Source organism: Exiguobacterium sp. s125 (assembly GCF_018618605.1).
Classification (GTDB): Bacteria; Bacillota; Bacilli; order Exiguobacteriales; family Exiguobacteriaceae; genus Exiguobacterium_A; species Exiguobacterium_A oxidotolerans.
In genome coordinates this window covers 128,024-149,004 of sequence record NZ_JACSMI010000004.1, presented here as the reverse complement: position 1 = coordinate 149,004, position 20,981 = coordinate 128,024, and the positions used below count along the sequence as shown (strand labels likewise).

The 20,981-nt window shown below is 45.9% G+C and carries 18 protein-coding genes, 1 tRNA gene and 1 other annotated feature; of the genes, 5 read left to right on the top strand and 14 right to left on the bottom strand.

The features are described from left to right. Positions 1 to 82: 82 nt before the first annotated feature. Complete coding sequence (locus tag KNQ05_RS11665; protein ID WP_214805445.1) at positions 83 to 1,366, bottom strand: ABC transporter substrate-binding protein; 1,284 nt, start codon at positions 1,364 to 1,366, stop codon at positions 83 to 85. Positions 1,367 to 1,555: 189 nt separating this feature from the next. On the opposite strand from KNQ05_RS11665, the gene KNQ05_RS11660 reads away from it, so the two are divergent. Beyond that, positions 1,556 to 3,019: a potassium/proton antiporter gene (locus KNQ05_RS11660; protein WP_088836382.1), complete on the top strand. Its 1,464-nt coding sequence runs from the start codon at positions 1,556 to 1,558 to the stop codon at positions 3,017 to 3,019. An 18-nt stretch (positions 3,020 to 3,037) separates the two neighbouring features. Here the strand turns inward: KNQ05_RS11660 and KNQ05_RS11655 are convergent, their stop codons facing one another. The 5 genes from KNQ05_RS11655 to KNQ05_RS11635 form a co-directional block, all read right to left on the bottom strand. Further along, positions 3,038 to 3,637, bottom strand: a complete 600-nt coding sequence (locus tag KNQ05_RS11655) for a DedA family protein (protein ID WP_214766664.1) — start codon at positions 3,635 to 3,637, stop codon at positions 3,038 to 3,040. A gap of 19 nt (positions 3,638 to 3,656) precedes the next feature. Then, positions 3,657 to 3,875 (bottom strand): hypothetical protein, encoded by a 219-nt coding sequence (locus KNQ05_RS11650; RefSeq protein WP_214766666.1) that lies wholly within the window; start codon positions 3,873 to 3,875, stop codon positions 3,657 to 3,659. A gap of 157 nt (positions 3,876 to 4,032) precedes the next feature. Next, positions 4,033 to 5,007: an aspartate--ammonia ligase gene (gene asnA / locus KNQ05_RS11645; RefSeq protein WP_214766668.1), complete on the bottom strand. Its 975-nt coding sequence runs from the start codon at positions 5,005 to 5,007 to the stop codon at positions 4,033 to 4,035. A 66-nt stretch (positions 5,008 to 5,073) separates the two neighbouring features. Then, positions 5,074 to 5,331, bottom strand: a binding site (T-box leader). A gap of 143 nt (positions 5,332 to 5,474) precedes the next feature. Continuing rightward, entirely contained in the window at positions 5,475 to 6,362 is an 888-nt protein-coding gene (locus KNQ05_RS11640) for a carbohydrate ABC transporter permease (RefSeq protein ID WP_214766670.1), read from the bottom strand. After that, positions 6,359 to 7,249, bottom strand: coding sequence for a carbohydrate ABC transporter permease (locus KNQ05_RS11635; RefSeq protein ID WP_088836377.1), 891 nt, complete (start codon positions 7,247 to 7,249; stop codon positions 6,359 to 6,361). The genes KNQ05_RS11640 and KNQ05_RS11635 overlap by 4 nt, the downstream gene beginning before the upstream one ends. A 167-nt stretch (positions 7,250 to 7,416) precedes the next feature. Here KNQ05_RS11635 and KNQ05_RS11630 point away from each other — a divergent pair, with 167 nt between their 5' ends. Both KNQ05_RS11630 and KNQ05_RS11625 read left to right on the top strand, forming a co-directional pair. Next, positions 7,417 to 9,096: a formate--tetrahydrofolate ligase gene (locus tag KNQ05_RS11630; RefSeq protein WP_214770034.1), complete on the top strand. Its 1,680-nt coding sequence runs from the start codon at positions 7,417 to 7,419 to the stop codon at positions 9,094 to 9,096. Positions 9,097 to 9,106: 10 nt separating this feature from the next. Then, entirely contained in the window at positions 9,107 to 10,075 is a 969-nt protein-coding gene (locus tag KNQ05_RS11625) for an alpha/beta fold hydrolase (RefSeq protein WP_088836375.1), read from the top strand. A gap of 306 nt (positions 10,076 to 10,381) precedes the next feature. Here the strand turns inward: KNQ05_RS11625 and KNQ05_RS11620 are convergent, their stop codons facing one another. Both KNQ05_RS11620 and KNQ05_RS11615 read right to left on the bottom strand, forming a co-directional pair. Next, on the bottom strand, positions 10,382 to 10,801 hold the full coding sequence (locus KNQ05_RS11620) for a hypothetical protein (RefSeq protein ID WP_088836374.1): 420 nt from the start codon (positions 10,799 to 10,801) through the stop codon (positions 10,382 to 10,384). After that, the gene (locus KNQ05_RS11615; protein WP_235195200.1) at positions 10,798 to 11,343 is read right to left on the bottom strand and encodes an imm11 family protein; all 546 of its coding nucleotides are present in this window, start codon (positions 11,341 to 11,343) and stop codon (positions 10,798 to 10,800) included. The genes KNQ05_RS11620 and KNQ05_RS11615 overlap by 4 nt, the downstream gene beginning before the upstream one ends. Positions 11,344 to 11,515: 172 nt before the next feature. Here KNQ05_RS11615 and KNQ05_RS11610 point away from each other — a divergent pair. Further along, positions 11,516 to 11,589 (top strand) — tRNA-Gly (locus KNQ05_RS11610). Between the two features lie 142 nt (positions 11,590 to 11,731). After that, positions 11,732 to 12,541: an MBL fold metallo-hydrolase gene (locus KNQ05_RS11605; RefSeq protein ID WP_214770037.1), complete on the top strand. Its 810-nt coding sequence runs from the start codon at positions 11,732 to 11,734 to the stop codon at positions 12,539 to 12,541. Between the two features lie 333 nt (positions 12,542 to 12,874). Here the strand turns inward: KNQ05_RS11605 and argF are convergent, their stop codons facing one another. From argF to argJ, 6 genes are read right to left on the bottom strand one after another with little or no spacing between them, the layout of a single operon-like run. Then, positions 12,875 to 13,807: an ornithine carbamoyltransferase gene (argF, locus tag KNQ05_RS11600; RefSeq protein WP_214805443.1), complete on the bottom strand. Its 933-nt coding sequence runs from the start codon at positions 13,805 to 13,807 to the stop codon at positions 12,875 to 12,877. Next, positions 13,804 to 16,839, bottom strand: a complete 3,036-nt coding sequence (gene carB, locus KNQ05_RS11595) for a carbamoyl-phosphate synthase (glutamine-hydrolyzing) large subunit (RefSeq protein WP_214805441.1) — start codon at positions 16,837 to 16,839, stop codon at positions 13,804 to 13,806. Before carB ends, argF begins: the two co-directional genes overlap by 4 nt. Further along, the gene (locus KNQ05_RS11590; protein WP_214770044.1) at positions 16,829 to 17,881 is read right to left on the bottom strand and encodes a carbamoyl phosphate synthase small subunit; all 1,053 of its coding nucleotides are present in this window, start codon (positions 17,879 to 17,881) and stop codon (positions 16,829 to 16,831) included. The genes carB and KNQ05_RS11590 overlap by 11 nt, the downstream gene beginning before the upstream one ends. Then, on the bottom strand, positions 17,878 to 19,023 hold the full coding sequence (locus tag KNQ05_RS11585) for an acetylornithine transaminase (RefSeq protein WP_214805439.1): 1,146 nt from the start codon (positions 19,021 to 19,023) through the stop codon (positions 17,878 to 17,880). The genes KNQ05_RS11590 and KNQ05_RS11585 overlap by 4 nt, the downstream gene beginning before the upstream one ends. Beyond that, on the bottom strand, positions 18,989 to 19,762 hold the full coding sequence (gene argB, locus KNQ05_RS11580) for an acetylglutamate kinase (RefSeq protein ID WP_214805437.1): 774 nt from the start codon (positions 19,760 to 19,762) through the stop codon (positions 18,989 to 18,991). The genes KNQ05_RS11585 and argB overlap by 35 nt, the downstream gene beginning before the upstream one ends. Then, positions 19,759 to 20,976 (bottom strand): bifunctional glutamate N-acetyltransferase/amino-acid acetyltransferase ArgJ, encoded by a 1,218-nt coding sequence (gene argJ, locus KNQ05_RS11575; protein WP_214770047.1) that lies wholly within the window; start codon positions 20,974 to 20,976, stop codon positions 19,759 to 19,761. The genes argB and argJ overlap by 4 nt, the downstream gene beginning before the upstream one ends. Positions 20,977 to 20,981 lie beyond the last annotated feature (5 nt).

Here is a 20,981-nt window from a genome sequence, read left to right as displayed (position 1 = left end):
CATCGATTCGATAGGAAAGAGGAGTTTTTCATGTCGATCCCCACCATGTAAACCACTGGTCTGAGATCGCTGTAGTTACTGCTTATTTTTTCATTTTCATCCATGTCTTCGTGAAGTCCTGTAACATCTCTTCTGACGTTTTTTGTTTACCGATATAGGCTTGCATGATTGCTCCGTATTCATTTACAGCACCATCCGGATATTTGAACCAGTTCCATGAAATCGTTTTGCCTTCTTTCGAGTAAGCTTGAATATCTTCTGCAAGCGGTCCTAAGTCCGTCGCTTCGATGGATTTAAAGGCCGGAATGAACTTAAATTTATTGACCATATAGTCTTTTCCTGTATCCGATGTCGCCATCCACTCGAGGAACTTCTTACCTTCTTCTTTATTCTTCGAGTTTTTATTGACGACCCAGTTATTCGGGACACCAACCGGAAGACGGTCCATTTTTTCTTTATCATCATTGATCGGCATCGGGATGAAGCCCATTTCGATGTCCGGGTTCACATCCGTGATCAACTGTTGCGCCCAGTTCCCTTGCTGAATCATCGCTGTTTTTCCTTCAGCAAACTGTGTGACTTGTGTATTATAGTCTGTCGTCAACGGATTTTTATTCCCGTATTCAATCGTTAAGTCAAAGAGATCAATAAATTCTTTAAACTGTTTGTTGTCCTCGAATTTCCCTTTTCCTGCGTTTAAATCTGCAATAAACTGGTCGGGATCATCTTGTTGCGCCATCGGAATATTCAAGAGGTGATTTCCGAGTACCCACCACTCGCCATATCCGATCGAGAACGGTGTCACACCATCTGCTTTAAGTTTTTTAGAAGCATCCGTCAGTTCCGTTAACGTTTTTGGTAAGTCTGTGATGCCAGCTTTTTTAAAGATTTCTTTATTATAAATAAAACCATAGCCTTCTAAGTTCATCGGCATACCATATAGTTTTCCATCAATCGTCATCGGTTCTTTTGAAAGATCAGTTAAGTCACTGACCCACTCCTCGTCTGATAAATCTTCAAGTTTATCTTGCCACGTTTTTGCTTCAGCAAAACCACCATTATTGAAGACATCCGGTTCATTTCCTGACGCGAACTGTGACTTCAAGGCTACACCATAATCCGATCCACCACCGACTGTTTGAACGACGACCTTCGTTCCTGTTTCCTTTTCGTACTCTTTCGCCATTTGTTCCATGTCTTTCGCAATCTCCGCTTTAAACTGGAATACATTAAGCGTCTTTCCATCTTTGGAAGAATCACTGTCCTTAGAATCGTCGCTATTTAGCGTCCCACCACCACATGCTGCTAATGCGACGACCATTGCCGTAGTGACGACTGGTACTGTTGCCCATTTACGTTTACGCATTCGGATACCTCCCTGATTTCGAGTTGATAATCGTGCTACGCTTTTACAATAAATGAAAACGCTACCAAATAAGATAGATAATTTTGTCGGGTGTGGTGGAAAATATTGAACAGTCGTTATCCGACCGAAAAACTCGGGATTAGTGTATAATGAAGTTAGAATTAAATTTTAACAAAGGAGTTTGATGCAATGTCCTTACCTTCGATTATTTTACTGATTGGTTCTTTGTTGTTCATCGCTGTCTGGACAACAAAATTATCTAGCCGCTTTAACATACCTGCTTTACTTATTTTCATTTCTTTAGGAATGATTGCTGGTAGTGATGTCACGGGCTTCATTCGTTTTGACGATGCAGAGTTGGCACAGTTGTTCGGTACGATTGCCTTAATCGTCATCTTGTTTGAAGGTGGTCTTCAAACGGTCTGGAAAGATGTCAAAAAAGAGCTCGCCCCATCTTTGTCCCTCGCGACGTTCGGTGTGTTCATCGCAACGACTGTCGTTGCCGTTGCTTCCCACTATATTCTTGGCTTTAACTGGCCCAATTCCTTTTTACTCGGAGCCATCGTCGGGTCGACAGACGCGGCTGCTATCTTTTCTGTGCTGAGTGGTCAATCCGTCCGGCGTAAAGTGGGTTCAACCCTCGAAGTCGAATCAGGGACAAATGACCCAATGGCTGTATTCTTGACGGTTCTCTTTCTTGAGTTTGTCACCAATCCGCAAGATGCCTCTCTTTTAAACGGCTTGTTTTCACTCACTTGGGAGATGGTTATCGGATTGTTACTTGGACTCGCGATTGGTTGGGTCGCTTCTGCCGTGATCAACCGAATCGATTTAAGTTCTTCTAGTTTTTATCCGATTCTCTTGATGTCATTTGGTTTCCTCTCATTCGGTATTGCTTCTGCTTTCTCAGCAAGCGGATTCTTAGCTGTCTATGTCACAGCCATTTACATCAGCAACCATGAACTTGTCTATCGGCAGACACTCGTCCGTTTCACGATGAGCATGGCCCATCTCGCTCAAATCGGAATGTTCATCGTACTTGGTCTACTCGTCTTCCCGAAACAGCTGCTTGATCCTCAAGTCATTCTTTCGTCTATCGCGCTAGCTTTGATTTTGATTTTCATCGCTCGTCCACTTTCTGTTTGGTTAAGCTTACTGCCGTTTAAATACAGTTGGCGTGAGAAGATTTTTATCTCGTTTGCAGGTCTTAAGGGTGCTGTTCCAATCATTCTCGCTACTTATCCACTTGTTGCAGGAATTGATAATGCCTCGATGATTTTCAATATCGTCTTCTTCACAGTGCTACTTTCGACATTGATTCAAGGGAGTTTGTTAAGTTTATTAGCTGACCGCTTACACTTAAACGAAACGGGCTCATCAACAATTCAAACCGTCATCGAATTTATGTCGATTGGAAAACCAAACGCTGAAATCATTGAATTAACGATTCCACGTCACCATCCGTTCATCGGAAAAATGATTTCAGATATTCAACTCCCTCAAGAATTTTTGATCACGGCAATCATCCGTGACGACCAAATCATTACGCCGCGTGGTGATACTGTATTCGAAGGAAATGATCAACTGTTGTTGTTGACACCGAAACACCGGATTAAAACGTTAAAACGCTTCCTGTTCCCTAAAACGTCATAACAAAAAGGAGAATCGTGTTTACGATTCTCCTTTTTTCGATTTCCGACGATAAATAATGTAACCGACGATTCCGATGATGATAATCCCGAGAATCCACCACAGTTCTTTTTCAAGTGCTTTTAACATCGACTCTGCACGTGCTACCCCAAATTTTTCTCCTAGCCAAATATAGAAGAACGAGACCGGAAATAATCCGACACTCGAAGCAAGGATATAACGCTTGAAGGAAAGATTAAATAGTCCACAGGGAATCGAGACAACCGACCGAACGACAGGAAAGAAACGACCAAATAGTGCTGACCACGTTCCGTATTTCGAAACAATTCGTTCCCCTTGATCGATTTCCCGTTCTTTAATCAATAACCATTTCCCGTAACGGACGAGTAATGGTCGTCCAGCATAACGACCTAAAAAATAAAATAATGTCGCTCCCATCAGGCTACCAAAGAAGCCGATTAAGACAGCCGTCGTCCAGCCGAGTGTTCCGTTTGAGACATACAGACCCAGTAAGGGTAACCCGACTTCTGCCGGAATTAATTCAGTACCTAATCCAAGAATCATAATCCCTAAAAAAAGCCAGAGATTTGACTCTCCAGCTGCAAATAACCACTCTAACACGCTTGACCCCTCCTCTTTTTTAACCTCGCGGACGGAGGAGATAATAGATGATGACGACAAGTGTCGTCCATACACCAGTGAAAATACCAATCACACCTACAATAAAGAAACCTAGTGCTACCATTGAGCCTGTTTCTTTATAATCACGCCACATCGTTCGAAGTCCTTTAATGTTAAACCAAAGAAATAGAACAAATAATAACGCAAATACCAGTCCTGTAATGAGTAATGCAGACATGTCTTCACCTCTTTCTTATTTATTCTTATGCCCATTATACGTCAATTCAACACGTTTTCCCTCCGTCTAAGGTCTTATGAACTTACTCATACTAAAAAAGAGACCCCACGTTTGTGAGATCTCATTTTCATTTCTTCTATATAATATAGTCACTCGCTTACAGGAGGTGCACACCTTGCTCGCGGTACGAACGACGCGTTTCCTCTGACCAGACGGATGCTTGGACTTCCCCGATGTGACGTTTCTTCAATAGGAACATCGCCATTCGTGATTGCCCGATCCCTCCTCCCATCGTCAACGGGAGTGTCTCTGAAAGAACACCTTGATGGAAAGGAAACTCTAATTTTTCGTGTTCTCCTGTCGTCTTGATTTGAGACAAGAGTGCCGCCCGATCGACGCGAATTCCCATCGATGATAACTCAAAAGCACCAATTTCCGGGTGATGAACTAAAATATCACCGTTTAGTGACCAGTCGTCGTAATCAGCTGCTCGGCCATCATGTTTTTCTCCAGAAGCTAAAGCTCCGCCGATTTGCATAAGGAAGACCGCACCGTACTCTTTTGTAATTGCCGTTTCCCGCTCTTTTGATGATAGGCTCGGATACGAATCTTCGAGCTCTTGTGTCGTCATGAAATGAATCGTCTTCGGTAACGTCGCTTCAATCCCGAACTGCTCTTGAACTTCTAATTCAACTTGGCGAATTGTTTCATAGATGGATAAGACCGTTGTCTTTAATGAATCGATTGTCCGAGCTTCTTTTGAGATGATCCGTTCCCAGTCCCATTGATCAACATGAATCGAATGTGTCGCGTCGAGTACTTCATCCCGACGGATCGCATGCATCAATGTATATAGCCCTTCGCCTTCTGCAAACCCATATGTGTGCAACGCTTGGCGTTTCCACTTCGCGAGTGACTGAACGATTTCAAGTTCTACTTGATGATCGATTGCATCAAAGCGAATGACACGCTCCGTTCCGTTTAAGTGATCGTTGACACCTAGTGTGCTTTCTACGAATAAAGGTGCTTCTACACGTGTCAATCCGAGTGTTTTAGAGAACTGGTCCTCAAAGCGTTTTTTTACGAGTGTGATGGCTTCCTGTGTCTGTTTCATCGATACGAGTGTTGTCATGGTTTTCTTCCTCCTCAATTGTGTTTTGAAAAAGAAGCCATAAAAAAGAGCCCTTCTCTCCCAAGAATATGGGACGAAAGACTCAGTTCCGCGGTACCACCCATGTTAGTAGCAAAGCTACTCACTCAAAAGACTTGATGAATCATCATCTCAATCTTCGGCCATATGATAACGGACAGGCATTTCCGGCTACGCCTACTGACAATCGTGTTCGGGTAGCGACTCCAGGATGTTCTTCACAACTTGTTTCCGACTGGGCTCTCACCGTCCCCAGCTCGCTAATACGGTTTTTCAAGGTGTTACTCTTCCCTTCAACGTCGTTGTTACAATTGAATTGAGATTATCGTACACTATGCCGTCACACTTTGAAAAGCTTTTTTTTTCAAAAAAATAAAATTGTCTGATTAGTCTGATTAAGTTTATCAAGCAAAAGCGTTCCCGCAGAAGCGAGAACGCGCTTTCAAAAATCATTTGATGGAACCACTCGTAATTCCTTGAATGATTTGCTTTTGCATCGCGAAGAAGAAGAGCAGTAACGGGATGATACCAAGCACGAGTCCGGCAAGCGCCAAGTCCCATTGTTTCGTGTATTGACCGAAGAAATAGAAAGTCGCCAGTGGAATCGTCCGTAAATCAACATCACGTAACATCAGCGATGGTAACAAAAAGTCATTCCAAATCCAAAGCGTGTTCAAGATGACGATTGTGACCGTAATGGGCTTAAGGAGCGGGAAGACGATCCGCCAAAAGACACCCCACTGTGAGCAGCCATCGATAATGGCCGCTTCTTCGATTTCTTCCGGAATGGATTTCATGAACCCATGATACAAGAAAATCGATAATCCTGATCCAAACCCGAGATACATCAAGATTAAGCCCCAGTAACTATTTTGCAAACCGAGCTGACCCGATAACTTCGATAACGGAATCATGATCGATTGGAACGGAATGATCATCGCTGCGACGAACAAAAAGAAAATAATCGTCGACAAGCGTGTTTTCGTCCGAACGAGTTTCCATGCCGCCATCGAACAGAAAATAACGATGATTGCATTCGCACCGACCGTGATGATGACGGAATTCAAGAATACTCTTCCGAAGTTCATCGCTTCCCAGGCATCCACGTAGTTTGAAGCCATCCACTCTTTTGGAAGACCGGATGTATTCGTAAAGATGTCCCCTCTCGACTTAAACGAATTCGAAAGTACGTAGTAAAAGGGAATCATATAGAGCAGTCCCATGATGAGCGCCGCAATTTCGACCATTCCAAGTCGAATCGAATAACGTCCCTTTTTTTTCGGTTTTTGTTTTGGCGTTTGTTTTTTTGGCGTCGGTAAAGGTTGGGCTGTACTCATGCTTCCACCTCCCGCTTTTTCGTTAAGTAGACCTGTGTGACTGTAATCGCCGCAACGACCACAAAGAAGATGACAGCCTTCGCTGAACCAAGTCCTAAATTATTATTTGTAAAGGATTCTTTGTAGATGTTCAAAGCGAGCATCTCTGTCGACTTGAACGGACCACCGTTCGTTAACGATAAGTTCGTGTCGAACAGTTTGAATGACCAGGAAATCGTTAAGAATAAGCAAATCGTCACCGACGGCATGATCAATGGAATCGTAATATTACGCAGTGTCGATAAGCGATTCGCTCCATCAATTTTTGCCGCTTCAACCAATTCTTGCGGTACATTTTGTAACGCAGCGATATAGATGACCATGATGTACCCGCCACCTTGCCAAATCGAGACGATGACGATTCCCCAAAAACCTGTTCGGGCATCTCCGAGCCATGGTAATTCAAAAAGACTCCAACCCGTTAACTCGCCAATCGAAGAAAAACCTTTCACATAAATAAACTGCCAGATGAACCCAAGAATCAATCCACCAATCAAGTTCGGCATAAAGAAAATCGTTCGTAAAAAATTACGAGTCCGAATGTTTTGTGTTAATAAAAATGCCAGGATGAATCCAACTAGATTGGTCAAGACAACAGCAACAATTGTATAGCGCGTCGTTAACCAAAATGACTGTTGGAACTGTTCATCACTCGTAAACAATCGAACATAATTGTCAAAACCAATCCAATTCAGTTCACCTGTAATCCCGTTCCAATCCGTGAATGAATACATAACGCCATTAAAAAATGGAACAAGAACAATGACCGCGAAAACCAAAAAAACCGGTCCTACGAACATCCAGAAATCCAGTCCGCGTTTTAGTTTTTTCTTATTGCCTGATGCCATTTATCATCCCTCCTCTACCTTACATTACGAAATTCGACAAAAAATGAAAACGTAACGATTTGACTCTTTGGGTGGAAAATATTGAACGATTATTTGGCGTGTCTGTTTTAGATACGCTACTATAAGGAAATAGAGAGAAATCTATAATTGGAGAGGGAGAAGCTGCCATGGAAAAAACCATTCGTTCTGACTTAGAAATTGCACAACAAACGATTTTAAAACCAATCTCTGAGATTGCTGATCAAATCGGACTTACGGAGGCTGATTACGACAGCTACGGAAAGTACAAAGCAAAGTTAAGTGATGGATTAGCAACTCGCCTCGCAACTAAAACGGATGGGAAGCTCATTTTAGTCACAGCCATCAACCCGACGGCTGCCGGTGAGGGAAAATCAACTGTGACCGTCGGTTTAGGTCAAGCACTCCATCGTCAAAATCATAAAACGATGATTTGTTTACGCGAACCCTCCCTTGGACCAACTATGGGATTAAAGGGTGGCGCTTGTGGCGGTGGGTATAGTCAAGTGTTACCGATGGAAGAAATCAATCTTCATTTCACTGGAGACATGCATGCGATTACTTCGGCTCATAATACGATTAGTGCTTTACTCGATAATCACATGCATCAAGGAAACGAGCTTCACATCGATCCACGTCGCATCACCTGGAAACGCGTTCTCGACTTGAATGACCGCGCCCTCCGAAACATTACGATTGGTCTAGGGGGACCCGCACACAGCATTCCACGACAAGACGGTTTCGATATTACAGTCTCTTCCGAAATCATGGCCGTCTTATGCTTAGCCGACTCCTTAAAAGATTTAGAAGAACGGATCAGCCGGATCGTCGTCGCTTATTCTTATGATCAGCAAGCAATCACGGTCAAAGACATTGAAGCGTCGGGTGCTGCGACATTACTGCTAAAAGAAGCGTTCCGTCCGAACCTTGTCCAGACCGTCGAAGGAACACCCGCTTTAATTCACGGCGGGCCATTTGCAAATATCGCCCACGGCTGTAACTCACTCATCGCAACACGGACTGCACTTAAGTTAAGTGATTATGTCGTGACAGAGGCTGGATTCGGCGCTGACCTAGGGGCTGAAAAATTCTTCAACATCAAATCAAGAATTGGTAATCTCCATCCAGATGCTGTTGTCATTGTCGCGACGATCCGAGCACTTAAGATGCATGGTGGCGTCGCAAAAGATCAACTCGTCGAAGAAAACCTAGCCGCCTTAACAGAAGGACTGGCGTTGCTCGAAAAACATGTCGAGACGATGGATGTATTCGGTGTTCCCGCTGTTGTCGCACTCAATCGATTTTTCACTGATACAGAAACAGAACGGCAAACCGTCTTAACATGGTGTCGCGAACGAAACATTCGCGTCGCAGAGAGCGAAGTCTTCAGCCAAGGTGGTGCTGGTGGCGAAGCACTCGTCAGTCAAGTCATGGAGGCACTCGAGGAAGAGAGTCAATTCAAACCGTTGTATCCAGCAGAGTTACCCCTCAAGCAAAAAATCGAACGAATCGCAACGCGTGTCTATGGTGCTGCTGACGTACATTTTGAAGACAAAGCATTGCGCGAACTTGAACGTTGTGCAGAACGCGGGCTGAATGACCTGCCGATTTGTATGGCGAAAACACCGTTTTCTTTAACGGATGATCCATCAAAATATGGTCGGGTCGAAGGATTTACCATCACCGTTCGTGAAATCAAGCCGGCCATCGGTGCCGGATTCATTATTGCTCTAACCGGGAATGTATTAACGATGCCGGGTCTTCCTAAAAAACCGGCTGCTAATCAGATGGGGATTTCTGAAGACGGAACAATCTTTGGTCTTTCGTAATCAAGAGAGGATGAGACATGTGACAATTAATCATACACACTGGATTGCTTCTGATGGCTATACAACAAATATGCGGATCCTAGAAGCACAAGCACCAAAGGGAGTCGTCATCGTTTTCCATGGCATGATGGAACACGGGGCACGCTATGACGAATTCGCAGAATTTCTCAATGCTCACCACTTCCATACTTTCATTCCCGATCTTCGCTGTTTTGGTGAACGTGCGCAGCAGCAAGATGCCCTCGGTCATCTAGAGCCGAACCAAGGGTTTGAACAACTCATTCAGGACGCAGAGGAGCTCGTACAAGATATTAAGCAACAGTATCCTGAATTACCGGTTTTCGCATTCGGACATAGTTTTGGTTCCCTCATCTCACGACGCCTTGGTCAAACGCTTGGGCATGTGCTAGCAGGCGTCATCGCTAGTGGTCCACCTACCGATGCTGGAGTTTCAGGAACAGTCAGTAAACAACTCGTTAAACGGTTGATTGCTAATACTTCCGCCAAACAACCAGCTGAAGGGATGGGGCGTGCTGTATTCGGTCGATACAACTTACGTTTTTTCCCCGCCCTTTCGTCGAATGCCTGGTTATCCTCGGACCCACAATCCGTCTTGCGGTATGATGAAGATCCACTTTCAGGGCAGACCGTAACACTCGGATTTTTCCATGAGCTCTTGACGGCAACCAAATCCGTCAATGCGCTAGCAAATCTTTATCAGCACCCACGGCATCTCCCCCTTCTACTCGTCGCCGGAGAAGATGATCCGGTCGCCTTTGATGGAAAAGGAATTCACGCATTGTTTGATGCCTACAATCGCGTTCGCGTTGAAGATACTCAACTGACCGTCTATCGCGGTTTACGTCATGAACTCTTCCATGAGTTCGAACGCATTCGTGTGTTCGCAGACATTGCCGGTTGGTTGAATAATCATATCAATGCTCCATATCCTGCTTCTATTCGAAAACAGGGCTCTTAATCGAAACAAAGAGCTGACGTTAACGTCAGCTCCGGCTGTAAATAAACTTTTAGGACGAGTGAAGAGCATGTTGGCGTGTCCCCCCTGAAAAGTGCGTAAAACACTTGTTTACTGTATTTCAAAGAAAAAGGGCTTTTCGCTACGGGAACCAAGTGTGCATCCAGTCATCATGAACGAGATGAAGCAAAAAAACGCCGATGACTCCGTATGAAAAACGGAATCATCGGCGTTTCTTATGCTAAGGACGAAACGGTCCATCACAAAGAATTGTGAAGGGAATCGTTTTGAATTAGCACCTTTTTCAACTCAAGAAATCCATTTTAAAGATGTCATGATTGTTTCGATTTCTTCTAACTCGAGCGATTCGCGATCCGCTGAGTACGTTAATAATACAAGGCGTTCTCCATCTGAATACGCAAAGATGCGAAGGAAAATTCCTTCCTCTTTTCCATCTACTGCGAGCAACGCTTCTTTTGTTGAATTACGACGCGTTTCAAGTGGACTCGTCAATTCGATATCAAATTCTTCAACCAACAAGTTGATTTCTTGTTCGGCTGCTTCGAATGGCGTCAATTCCTCCGATTCCGATTCATAAATCGAAAGTTGTAAGGTTCCCATCGCATTTTCTTCTGTCGAATAAAAACTGACAAAAGTCTCTTCTTCTTGATATTCAAATGCTTGTGGATATTCAAGTGTAATCCAATTATCGACCGTGTATTGTTTCATATTAATTCCTCCATTCGATTTATCTCGTCAAATTGTATCCCGGTCACGGTTAATCGTTCTAAATACCGTGCTAGCTGACTGGAGACGAAAATTCGATCTGTCAGTTCGTCTCGTAATAGATGATGGACACCGAGCGAATCTTGAACGAGTCGCTCTGTCATGAAGTAGACATACTTTTTTCCGATTGGTCGGAAAATGTTCGTCTTATGTAGATGTTCCACCCGTCTGACCGCTAGTATATTGATGAGATAGTAGTTGCTCCATCCCGATCTCGTTTGAAGTTGAACCCGAAGACATTGAACAGAAAACGGTGTAAACTGTTCAAGCGCCTGTTTCATCCGTTCAGAGACCAGCGGGATGTTCAACACGTTCGGAAGCACGTCCGGTAACATATCCGCATCCTGTTCAATCGAAAAGGCAAGTAAGCTTGCGTTAAGGAACCACTCTCCTGTCGTGAAGCGATGACGATCGATTTGATGATGGCATTGTGCCCTCCATCCTTTTCCCATCGGCTGTTCGCTCCAAACTTGAACTTTGTTCACTACTCATACGCTCCTCTATCCATCTTCAGCCATTCACAATCGTTACAGGAAGCTCATGTAAACGATTTAGCTATTATTATTGTACACATAAAATCAACCGAAATAGCTTTTTTTCATAAAAGTTATGGAAATAACTGCTTTGCTATGCTACTATATTTCATGTAGCACTCATGCGGGTGTAGTTTAGTGGTAAAACCTCAGCCTTCCAAGCTGATGATGAGGGTTCGATTCCCTTCACCCGCTCCAATTTTAAGACATAACATAGGTCAACGACCATAATCCCTCTAGAGGGCAGGCGGCTTGCGCGATGCAAGCCGTCTTTTTTGTTGTCTTCTAGGGTAATTCCTCATCGTTTCAGGGTATAGTTCGATATAAAAGGAGGGATTTCATGATCCAGATGAAGATGCCGGGCGTGACCGTCTATCAAAGTACATTGATGAAAACAACTTCAACCTTGATTGAAACGCCGGATTGCTTGATTGTCGTCGACCCCGGCTGGTTGCCGGATGAAATTGCGACGATTCGCCGAGATGTTGAAATCATCCGCCATGAACGTCCGCTCTATATCGTTTACACCCATGCTCACTTTGATCATATTTTAGGAGCTTATGCTTTTAAAGACGCCATCGCGGTTGCATCGCGTCGGTTCATCGAAACTGACACACAAGTCGCTTTAGAAGAAGTTCAAAATTTTAATGATGAATACTATATCGATTCTCCTGTCCTCTTTCCGGAGATCACGCATATCATTGAAGAATCGGAAACAACACTCACCATCGGATCGACTAAACTTATTTTCTTTTTGACGCCGGGTCATGAAGAAACACACCTATCCTTCGTCGTCATGCCAATGAATTTACTCATTTGTGGGGATTATGCGTCAGATGTTGAAATCCCCTTGATTGAACATGACTCGACGGAATATTTAACGACGCTCGAACTACTTGAATCGTTCATTTATGAATACGAGGTGAAATTGCTCGTACCAGGTCACGGACATATCTGTGATGTGCGGACGGATATGATTGAACGTCTACATCATAGTTATGATTATATTCTCGGCCTCCGTGCCGGAAAAGAGTCGGAATGGTCTGCATCTTGGCAACGAACTCCCTTCATGCATCGCCTCCATGAAAAAAATAAACGACAGGTCAATAAAGAGCATGAAGCCCGTCTCGCACGACGGCAGTTCGATTAATTCCCTTCGTTTCTTTCACCGGAAAAGGGGGACTGAATCATGCGGCAGTCCGATATCGATTTTCACAACGGACGTTTCCGTCCTACATCAACCAAATGGCCGATACTCCCTTTTCTCATGGGATCATCGGCCATTTCAATGCATATTCTTTTCAATCATGGCGTCCGCTTATTTAGGACACGGAGCTCATCTCTTGTAGAAAGGATAAGGAAACACTCGCTTCACGCAACTTCTACAGGAAAAGGGCAAGAGGGCACCTCCCCTGAGAAAAGCGCATGAAAGAATGATTCCTTTTTGATTTTATTTTTCAAGCAACAAACCAACGTCTGTCACTTACTTGCCCAGCAGCTCAATCATCAGTGCTTTTTGAGCATGAAGACGGTTTTCTGCTTGATCGAACACAACGGAGTGCGTCCCATCGATGACATCAGCCGTCACCTCTTCCCCACGGTGTGCCGGCAAACAATGTAAGAAGATGACTTCATCTGCTGCCTCGCGAAGCAAAGATAGGTTCACTTGATAGCCTGCAAAGGCATTCAGGCGCTCAATCGACTCTGACTCCTGCCCCATGCTCGTAAACACATCACTGTAAATGACTTCTGAACCTTTTACAGCTGCTACGGGATCCGTAAAGAGCTGGATTGTTCCACCTGTCGCCTTCGCGATTTCTATCGCCTGTGCAACGATTTTTTCGTTCGGCGCATACGCATCCGGACTACAAATACGTACTTCCATCCCACTCAGTGCTCCACCGAGCAATAAGGAGTGTGCCATATTGTTTCCGTCACCGATATACGTCAAAATCTTGCCTTGACGAGAACCTAAGTGTTCTTCAATCGTCAGCAAATCTGCAAGTACTTGGCACGGATGATGTAGATCCGTCAGGCCGTTAATGATAGGAATCGTTCCATGCGTAGCAAGCGTTTCGACCGTCTCATGGGCAAACGTCCGAATCATCAATGCATCTACGTAACGACTCATGACTTTGATCGTATCGCTTAACGGTTCTCCGCGTCCGATTTGCATGTCAGCACCACTTAGGACGACCGGGTATCCGCCTAGTTCGACGACACCGACTTCAAATGATATCCGCGTCCGTGTCGATGCTTTTTCGAATAAGAGCGCAACCTTTTTTCCCGCCAGTGCCGTTTGATAGTCGCTTGGGGATTGTTTGACTGCTTTTGCAAGCTCAAGTAGCTCTGTTAAACTTTCAGCCGTCAATTCTTCCAGCGTCAACATATGTTGTAACTTGTGCTTCGTCTTCATCCTTTCATCCACTCCTTTTGCTTGATCATCCATTCGCTTAACGGCTTGACTGGAATCGATGCACAATCACGAACCGTTTCGTAATATTCGGCTAGATGTTGCTCAGTAATGACATGAACGCCTTTTGCAAGGGCTTGTTCCCGGAGTCCTTTTTCTTCAGGAATGAAAGAAAAAAAGGCAACACACTCGTCAAACACAGGGAAATCTCCGAGCGGCGTCGCTTGTCCCCATGCTTCTGTCCCGTGACCAGCAATCGTATGCGCAGGTTTGGTCATGTGACGTTTCGTTGTTTCATCGAATAAGAAACGCTCCTTTGCATGACCATTTTCTGTCCACTGTAACGTTTCTCCGGTCGAACGCATGATCGGACCCGTTTTTGGATCGACATGTGTCAGTTTCAACGTCGAGAAGACCGGTGTCTTGACCGCATGGAAAGAGAGTTCCATCCGCTCTGACGGCAATTCGATTTTTTGACCAATTGCTGCCTTTACAGCCCATTCAAGTAACGGTTGTCCCGTTACCTTCGCGACGATCGGTAATGTCCGTGACGCGCGAGGATTAATTTCTAGAACATAGATCTGTTGTCCCGTGACGACGAATTGAATATTGAACGCTCCACGGTATGAGAGATGCTGACCGATTTTTTTAGAGATCCGCTCGATTTCATTTTGTAGCTGAGCTGAGGCTGACTTTGGCGGAAGAACCATCGTCGAGTCACCTGAATGAACGCCTGCCGCCTCAATTTGTTCCATAATGATTGGAACGTAACTCGTCGTCCCATCTGAAATACAATCGACTTCAAACTCTTGACCAGCGATGTAAGCATCGAGGAGCACGGGGAATGTCAGCGATGGTAAAAGCGCTTCTAACATCGCGTCGTCGTTTAAAATATGCATCCCTTTCCCGCCAATCACATACGATGGACGAACGATTAAAGGATAACCAAGTGCCATCACAGTTTTCTTCAATGCATCAACTGTCATGACTTCCTCTCCCGGAATATGCTTGATGTCTAATTGATCGAGAAAATCGTAAAACCGGTGGCGGTCTTCCATCGCATCAATCGTGTCTGAGGTCGTGCCTAATAACTGATACCCACGTGCTTCGAGATCGGCTGCTAAGCTGATTGCCGTCTGTCCGCCGAACTGAACAAGGACATCTTGGCATTGTTCTGCTTCTAAGACATGAACGACATCCTCAATCGTCAACGGCTCAACGTAGAGGCGATCTGCCACTTCGAAATCCGTCGAAACGGTTTCCGGATTGTTGTTAATCATGATGGTTTCGTACCCGGCACGTTGTAAAGCGCGGACCGCATGGACGGAGCAGTAATCGAATTCAATGCCTTGTCCGATTCGAATCGGACCCGCTCCGATGACTGCGACCTTTTGTTGATTCGATGGTTGTACTTCAGTTCGCCCAGACCAACTTCCGTAGTAATAAGGAGTCGTACTGACGAATTCTGCTGCGCACGTGTCAATCATTTGGAAGGCGGGAGTAATGTCATGCGCTATCCGCAGTTCGTGGACATCTTCCGCTGCCACACCTGTGATGTCGGCAATCTGCTGATCGGTAAAACCGTGCCGTTTCGCTTGTTGAATGGAAACAGGTTTCGTCAGGTCGAGCGAGTCGCGTATCGTCAGCAACCGAGCAAACAGTTCTAAAAAGAGCGGTTGGATACTTGTCTGTGCCGCTAGTTCGTCCTGCGTCGTCGCCTGACGATCGAGCAAGGCGAGCATCGCCAACAACCGTAAATCGGTTGGAGTCGTGATTTCTTTCCACAACTGCTCACTCGTCGCCTCACGCATCCACGATGGATAGAGTGGTGCCTGTTCGACCCCTGCACCACGCCATGCTTTTTGCAGTGCTTCTTCTAACGTTTTCCCCATTGCCATACTTTCACCGGTCGCCTTCATCTGTGTTCCGAGCGCACGGTCACACCCTGAAAATAAATCAAATGGGAAACATGGTACTTTCGCCGTAATATAATCGAGTGCCGGCTCAAAACTCGCCATCGTCTCTTTCGTCACAGGGTTGATGCAGTCATCCAAGCGTTCACCGAGCGCAAGACGTGTCGCTAGTTTTGCAATCGGATACCCTGTTGCCTTCGAGGCCAAGGCGGAAGAACGACTGACACGCGGGTTGACTTCGATGACGAAATACCGGTGCTCTGTCGGATGAATCGCGAATTGGATATTGCAACCACCGATCACACCGAGTGCGGAAACGATGCGACGTGCCTCGGTCCGAAGAAGTTGATTCATTCGATCAGAAATTGATTGGATTGGAGCAAAGACAACCGAGTCACCCGTGTGGACACCGACTGGGTCGATGTTTTCCATGTTACAAACGATAATCGTCGTATCGTATGCATCACGCATCACTTCATATTCCACTTCCTTGTAACCTGCGATACTGACTTCGACCAAACACTGGGAAATCGGACTTGCTTGCAGACCGTTCATCGCAAGCGTACGTGCTTCTTCCTTCGTCGTCGCGATTCCACCACCGGTTCCCCCTAATGTGAATGCAGGACGGATGACAAGGGGTACACCGTGGTCCTCCATGAAATTCTCCAGTTCCTCAATCGTTTCAATCGTTTGACTATCCGGGAGTGGTTGATGTAATTCAATCATCCGTTGTTTGAAACGTTCACGATCCTCTCCGTCCCGAATCGTTTCGAGCGATGTTCCGAGCAGCGAAACACCATATTGCTCGAGGATGCCCGCTTCATCCAGCGTGAGCGACAGGTTCAAAGCTGTCTGTCCTCCAACGGTCGCAAGTAAATGCGTCGGGCGTTCTCGTTCGATGATTTCTGTCGCCTTTTCGAGTGTCATCGCTTCGATATATACTTGATCCGCCGTCGACGGATCCGTCATGATCGTAGCCGGATTCGAATTCATGAGAATGACCTCGCAGCCCGCTTCCCGAAGTGTTTGACATGCTTGCGTTCCGGAGTAATCAAATTCCGCCGCCTGACCAATGACGATTGGTCCCGATCCAATGACCATGACTTTTTTGTTATCCAACATGGGCTACCTCCTGTGATAAAACCGAGGCGACGAATTGATCAAACACGACCATTGCTTCTGTCGGTCCCGGATTTGCTTCTGGGTGAAACTGCACCGTCATGATTGGTTGCGATGGATGAATCAATCCTTCAATCGAACCATCGTTAATATGTTCGTATGCCGTAACTAGCTCTGACGCCGCAACACTCTCTGCCTCAACGACGTACCCATGATTCTGCGAGGTCATGAAAACACGACCGGAAGCAAGGTGACGGACGGGGTGGTTTGCCCCCCGGTGCCCGTGATGTTGTTTCGTGATTTGGCAGCCGAAGGCTTTCGCGATGATTTGATGCCCCATACAAATGCCGAGCGTCGGATAATCCATCGCGAGCTGTTTAATTTCTAAGAGAAATGGTTCAAGTTGATCCGGATTTCCAGGACCATTCGAGAACAACAGCCCGTCCGGTTGCAATCTTTTGATGGCGGACGCTTCTGTATCGAATGGAACAACTGTCACGCGCATACCCCGTGCCAGTAAAGCTTCAATCATCGATTTTTTGACGCCATAATCCAGACAAACGATATGTCCATCAGCATTCTCGAGTTCATATGTTTTCATCGTTTTGACGGAGACGGATGCGATTCCTGTCTGATGGCGTTTCTCGTGTAGAGCGTCTGCCTCAATACTTCCCATTTGATCGCCAGATGATCGAAGTTGATGGACAAGCGCCCGTGTATCGACTCCTGTCAGAACAGGTATATCCGCTTCTGCTAACCAGTCGGCAAAATCCGTTCGTGCTCCGTTTTGTGCGAGCGTTTGAACAATGACACCCGCGACTTGAATCTGATTACTTTCTGCTTCATCATGGGCGATTCCGTATTGCCCAATTAGCGGATACGTGAAAACAAGGATTTGTCCACGGTAAGAGGGGTCCGTCAATACTTCTTGATAACCGGTCATACCGGTGAAAAAGACGACTTCTCCTTTAGCGGATGATGTACCGACCAGCTCTCCTGAATACGTTGTCCCATTTGCAAGCGTTAATGTACCTATCCCGTTCATACCATGACCTCCTGTTGGCAGACTTGTTTTATTTTTTCTAGCGCAAGATCTAGTTCCTGTCGTGTCACAAATAGAGACGGTAATAAACGAACTACGTGTGGTCCGGCACTGACGACGAGCATCCCTACTTGTTGAAGCGCTTGGACAATTCCAGCGACCGGTCGTTCGAATTCAATTCCAATCATCAAACCACGTCCTCGAACACTATGCAGACTTGTTTCAGGCAACTCTGCTGCGAGTCTTCTCATCAAGTAATTTCCTTTCTCCTGCACCTCTTGTAAAAGCTCGTTTGTTAAGAGAAGGTCGAGTGTCGCTTCCGCTGCTGTCATTGCTAGCGGGTTCCCGCCAAATGTTGAGCCGTGTGTCCCCGGTGTAAATATGGTTGCCGCTTCCGCAGTCGTGATGATCGCTCCAACCGGAAAACCGCTTCCGAGCCCTTTCGCGACTGTAATGATATCTGGTTTTAGTGGCGTCTGTTCAAAAGCGAAACGTGATCCAGTTCGCCCAATCCCCGTTTGGACCTCATCGACGACGATTTTGACGCCATACGCTTTTGTCCGTTTCATTAACGCCTCCAACCAAGCATCGTCCGCGACGATGACACCACCTTCACCTTGTATGATTTCAAGCCAAACGGCGCCCGTTTTTTCCGTGATGGCATCTAAACTACTTAAGTCGTTGAACACGAGGTGTTTAAAGTCCGCTACCATTTCACCGAACCCTTCTTTGACTTTTTCTTGACCTGTTGCTCCCATCATCGCGAATGTCCGCCCGTGGAACGATTGGCTGAATGACAAGATTTCTGTTTTTTGCGTCCATTTGCGAATTAATTTAAACGCACCTTCATTCGCTTCTGTTCCGCTGTTACAGAAGAAAGCATGACTCAAGTGACTGTTCTCCGTCAGTAGCGTCGCGACACGTTCCTGTTTACTGCTTTCAAATAAATTTGACGTATGCCAAAGCTGACCAAGTTGTTCTTTGAGGCGTTGCTCTACGTAAGGATGCCGATGTCCCGTGTTGCAAACGGCAATCCCCATCATAAAATCAAGATACGTGATGCCTTGCGTATCTTTGACGAACGATCCCGTCCCTTCGACTAATTCGATATTATGACGTTGATAAGTTGGTAGTAATGCGCTCATCTGTTTCCTCCTTGACGCGAGTCCCCTGACTCGTCACGTATTTCCCGGACCGAATCCGAACGTCTGGAATCCCTTGTTTTGATGCTTCAATCACCGCTTCTACTTTCGGAATCATGCCACCATGAATCTCATTTGTCTTTATGCCGCCTTCCAACATTTCTCGCGTGACGACTGCTTGATAAGCACCATCTAACCGGACTCCTTCGACATCCGTCAATAGCTCAAACGCATCGACATCGAGTGCGTTTGCGACGGCAATCGCACATGTATCGCCATTGCTATTAAGCGCACCGGACGGACCGGTAATCAGCGACGTCACGACCGGAATATAGCCTGCGCCGAGTAGCGTTTCAAATAAGGTTTTATCTACGAAGCGAATATCACCAACTGCCCCTAACCCTTGTCGTTGCTCTCCGCCAATGCTTGCACCGTCAATCCCCGTCAATCCGACTGCAGGTAGGTCTGATCGATTGAGTTGATAAACGATTTTTGACTGAACCTCGCCCCCGAGGACACGTTCTGCCCCGAGTAAGACCTCCTCGGTCGTCACACGGACGCCTTCCCGGAAGACGGATTCGATTTCTAAGGTTTCACAATAAGCTGATAAAGCGGGGCCGCCACCATGCAAGATGATTAAATCGTGACCAGCATCGCACCAGTCTTTCCATTCTTTAAAATAACGGGAATCGAGTTGTTCAAAAATACTCCCACCGAGTTTGATCAGTTTTCGTTGTTTCATGTCCGGTAACTCGCATTGATTTTGATATAGTCGTACGTCAAATCACATCCGAAGGCACGTCCGACGGCCGACCCACTATTTAAATCGATTTCAATCGCTACCGTATCCGCCGCAAGTTCATTTGAAGCAAGTGTCTCATCGAACAAAATCGGCATACTCTGTCGTAAGACCCACTGTGAACCAATCCGAATATCAATTTTCGAGACATCAATCGGTTCATCGATGCTTCCGATTGCTGCTACAATTCGTCCCCAGTTCGCGTCTTCTCCGAAAATCGCGGTTTTAACGAGCGAAGAACCAACGATTTGTTTGGCGATTTTTCGTGCCAATCGTTCTTCGTCCGTTCCTTGAACCGTTACTTCAATCAACTTCGTTGCGCCCTCTCCGTCTCGTGCAATGAGCTTCGCAAGTTCTTGACAGACATGCGTGACCGCCTGCTCAAACTGCTCCGCTTCTTGCGTATCAAGCATGATTGTCGGCGTTTTTGCCGCACCACTCGCTAACATCATGACCATGTCATTGGTTGAACTATCACCATCGACCGTAATGCAATTGAACGTCCGGTCGATTGAGCGTTTTAATATCGTTTGCAGGACGTTTGGTTCGACGGTCGCATCGGTCGTTAAAAATCCGAGCATCGTCGCCATGTTTGGATGAATCATTCCTGACCCCTTCGCAACACCGCAAATCGAAACTTCACTTCCATTCATCAAAAATTGATACCCGGCCGTTTTGATACCTGTGTCAGTCGTTAAAATCGCATGGGCAAAAGCATCCGCTTCTTCTTCCGCCTCACTCGCCACCAGTTGATCGACTCCAGCTACTAACGTGTCGATCGCCAACGTTTGACCAATGATTCCGGTCGATGCGATTGCGACTTGTTCCGGTTTAATCTGTAAGTGATTCGCGATTGCGTGTTGCGACGTATAGGCATGGGTCAAACCTAATTCACCGGTGCAGGCGTTAGCATTCCCGCTATTGACTAAAATGGCATGAATACGCCCCTCTGAGGCTTCCATCGCTTGTTTTGTCACTATAATCGGTGCTGCTTGCATTTGATTTGTCGTATAGACAGCCGCCGCACTCGCTCCTCCTTCACATACCAACAAGCCTAAATCTTTCCGTTTTCGTTTGAGTCCAACATGTATACCTGTCGCCTTAAAGCCTTTTGGTGTCGTCAGCGTCAACGGTGACACGGTTTGTAAGTTCAACACGTTCG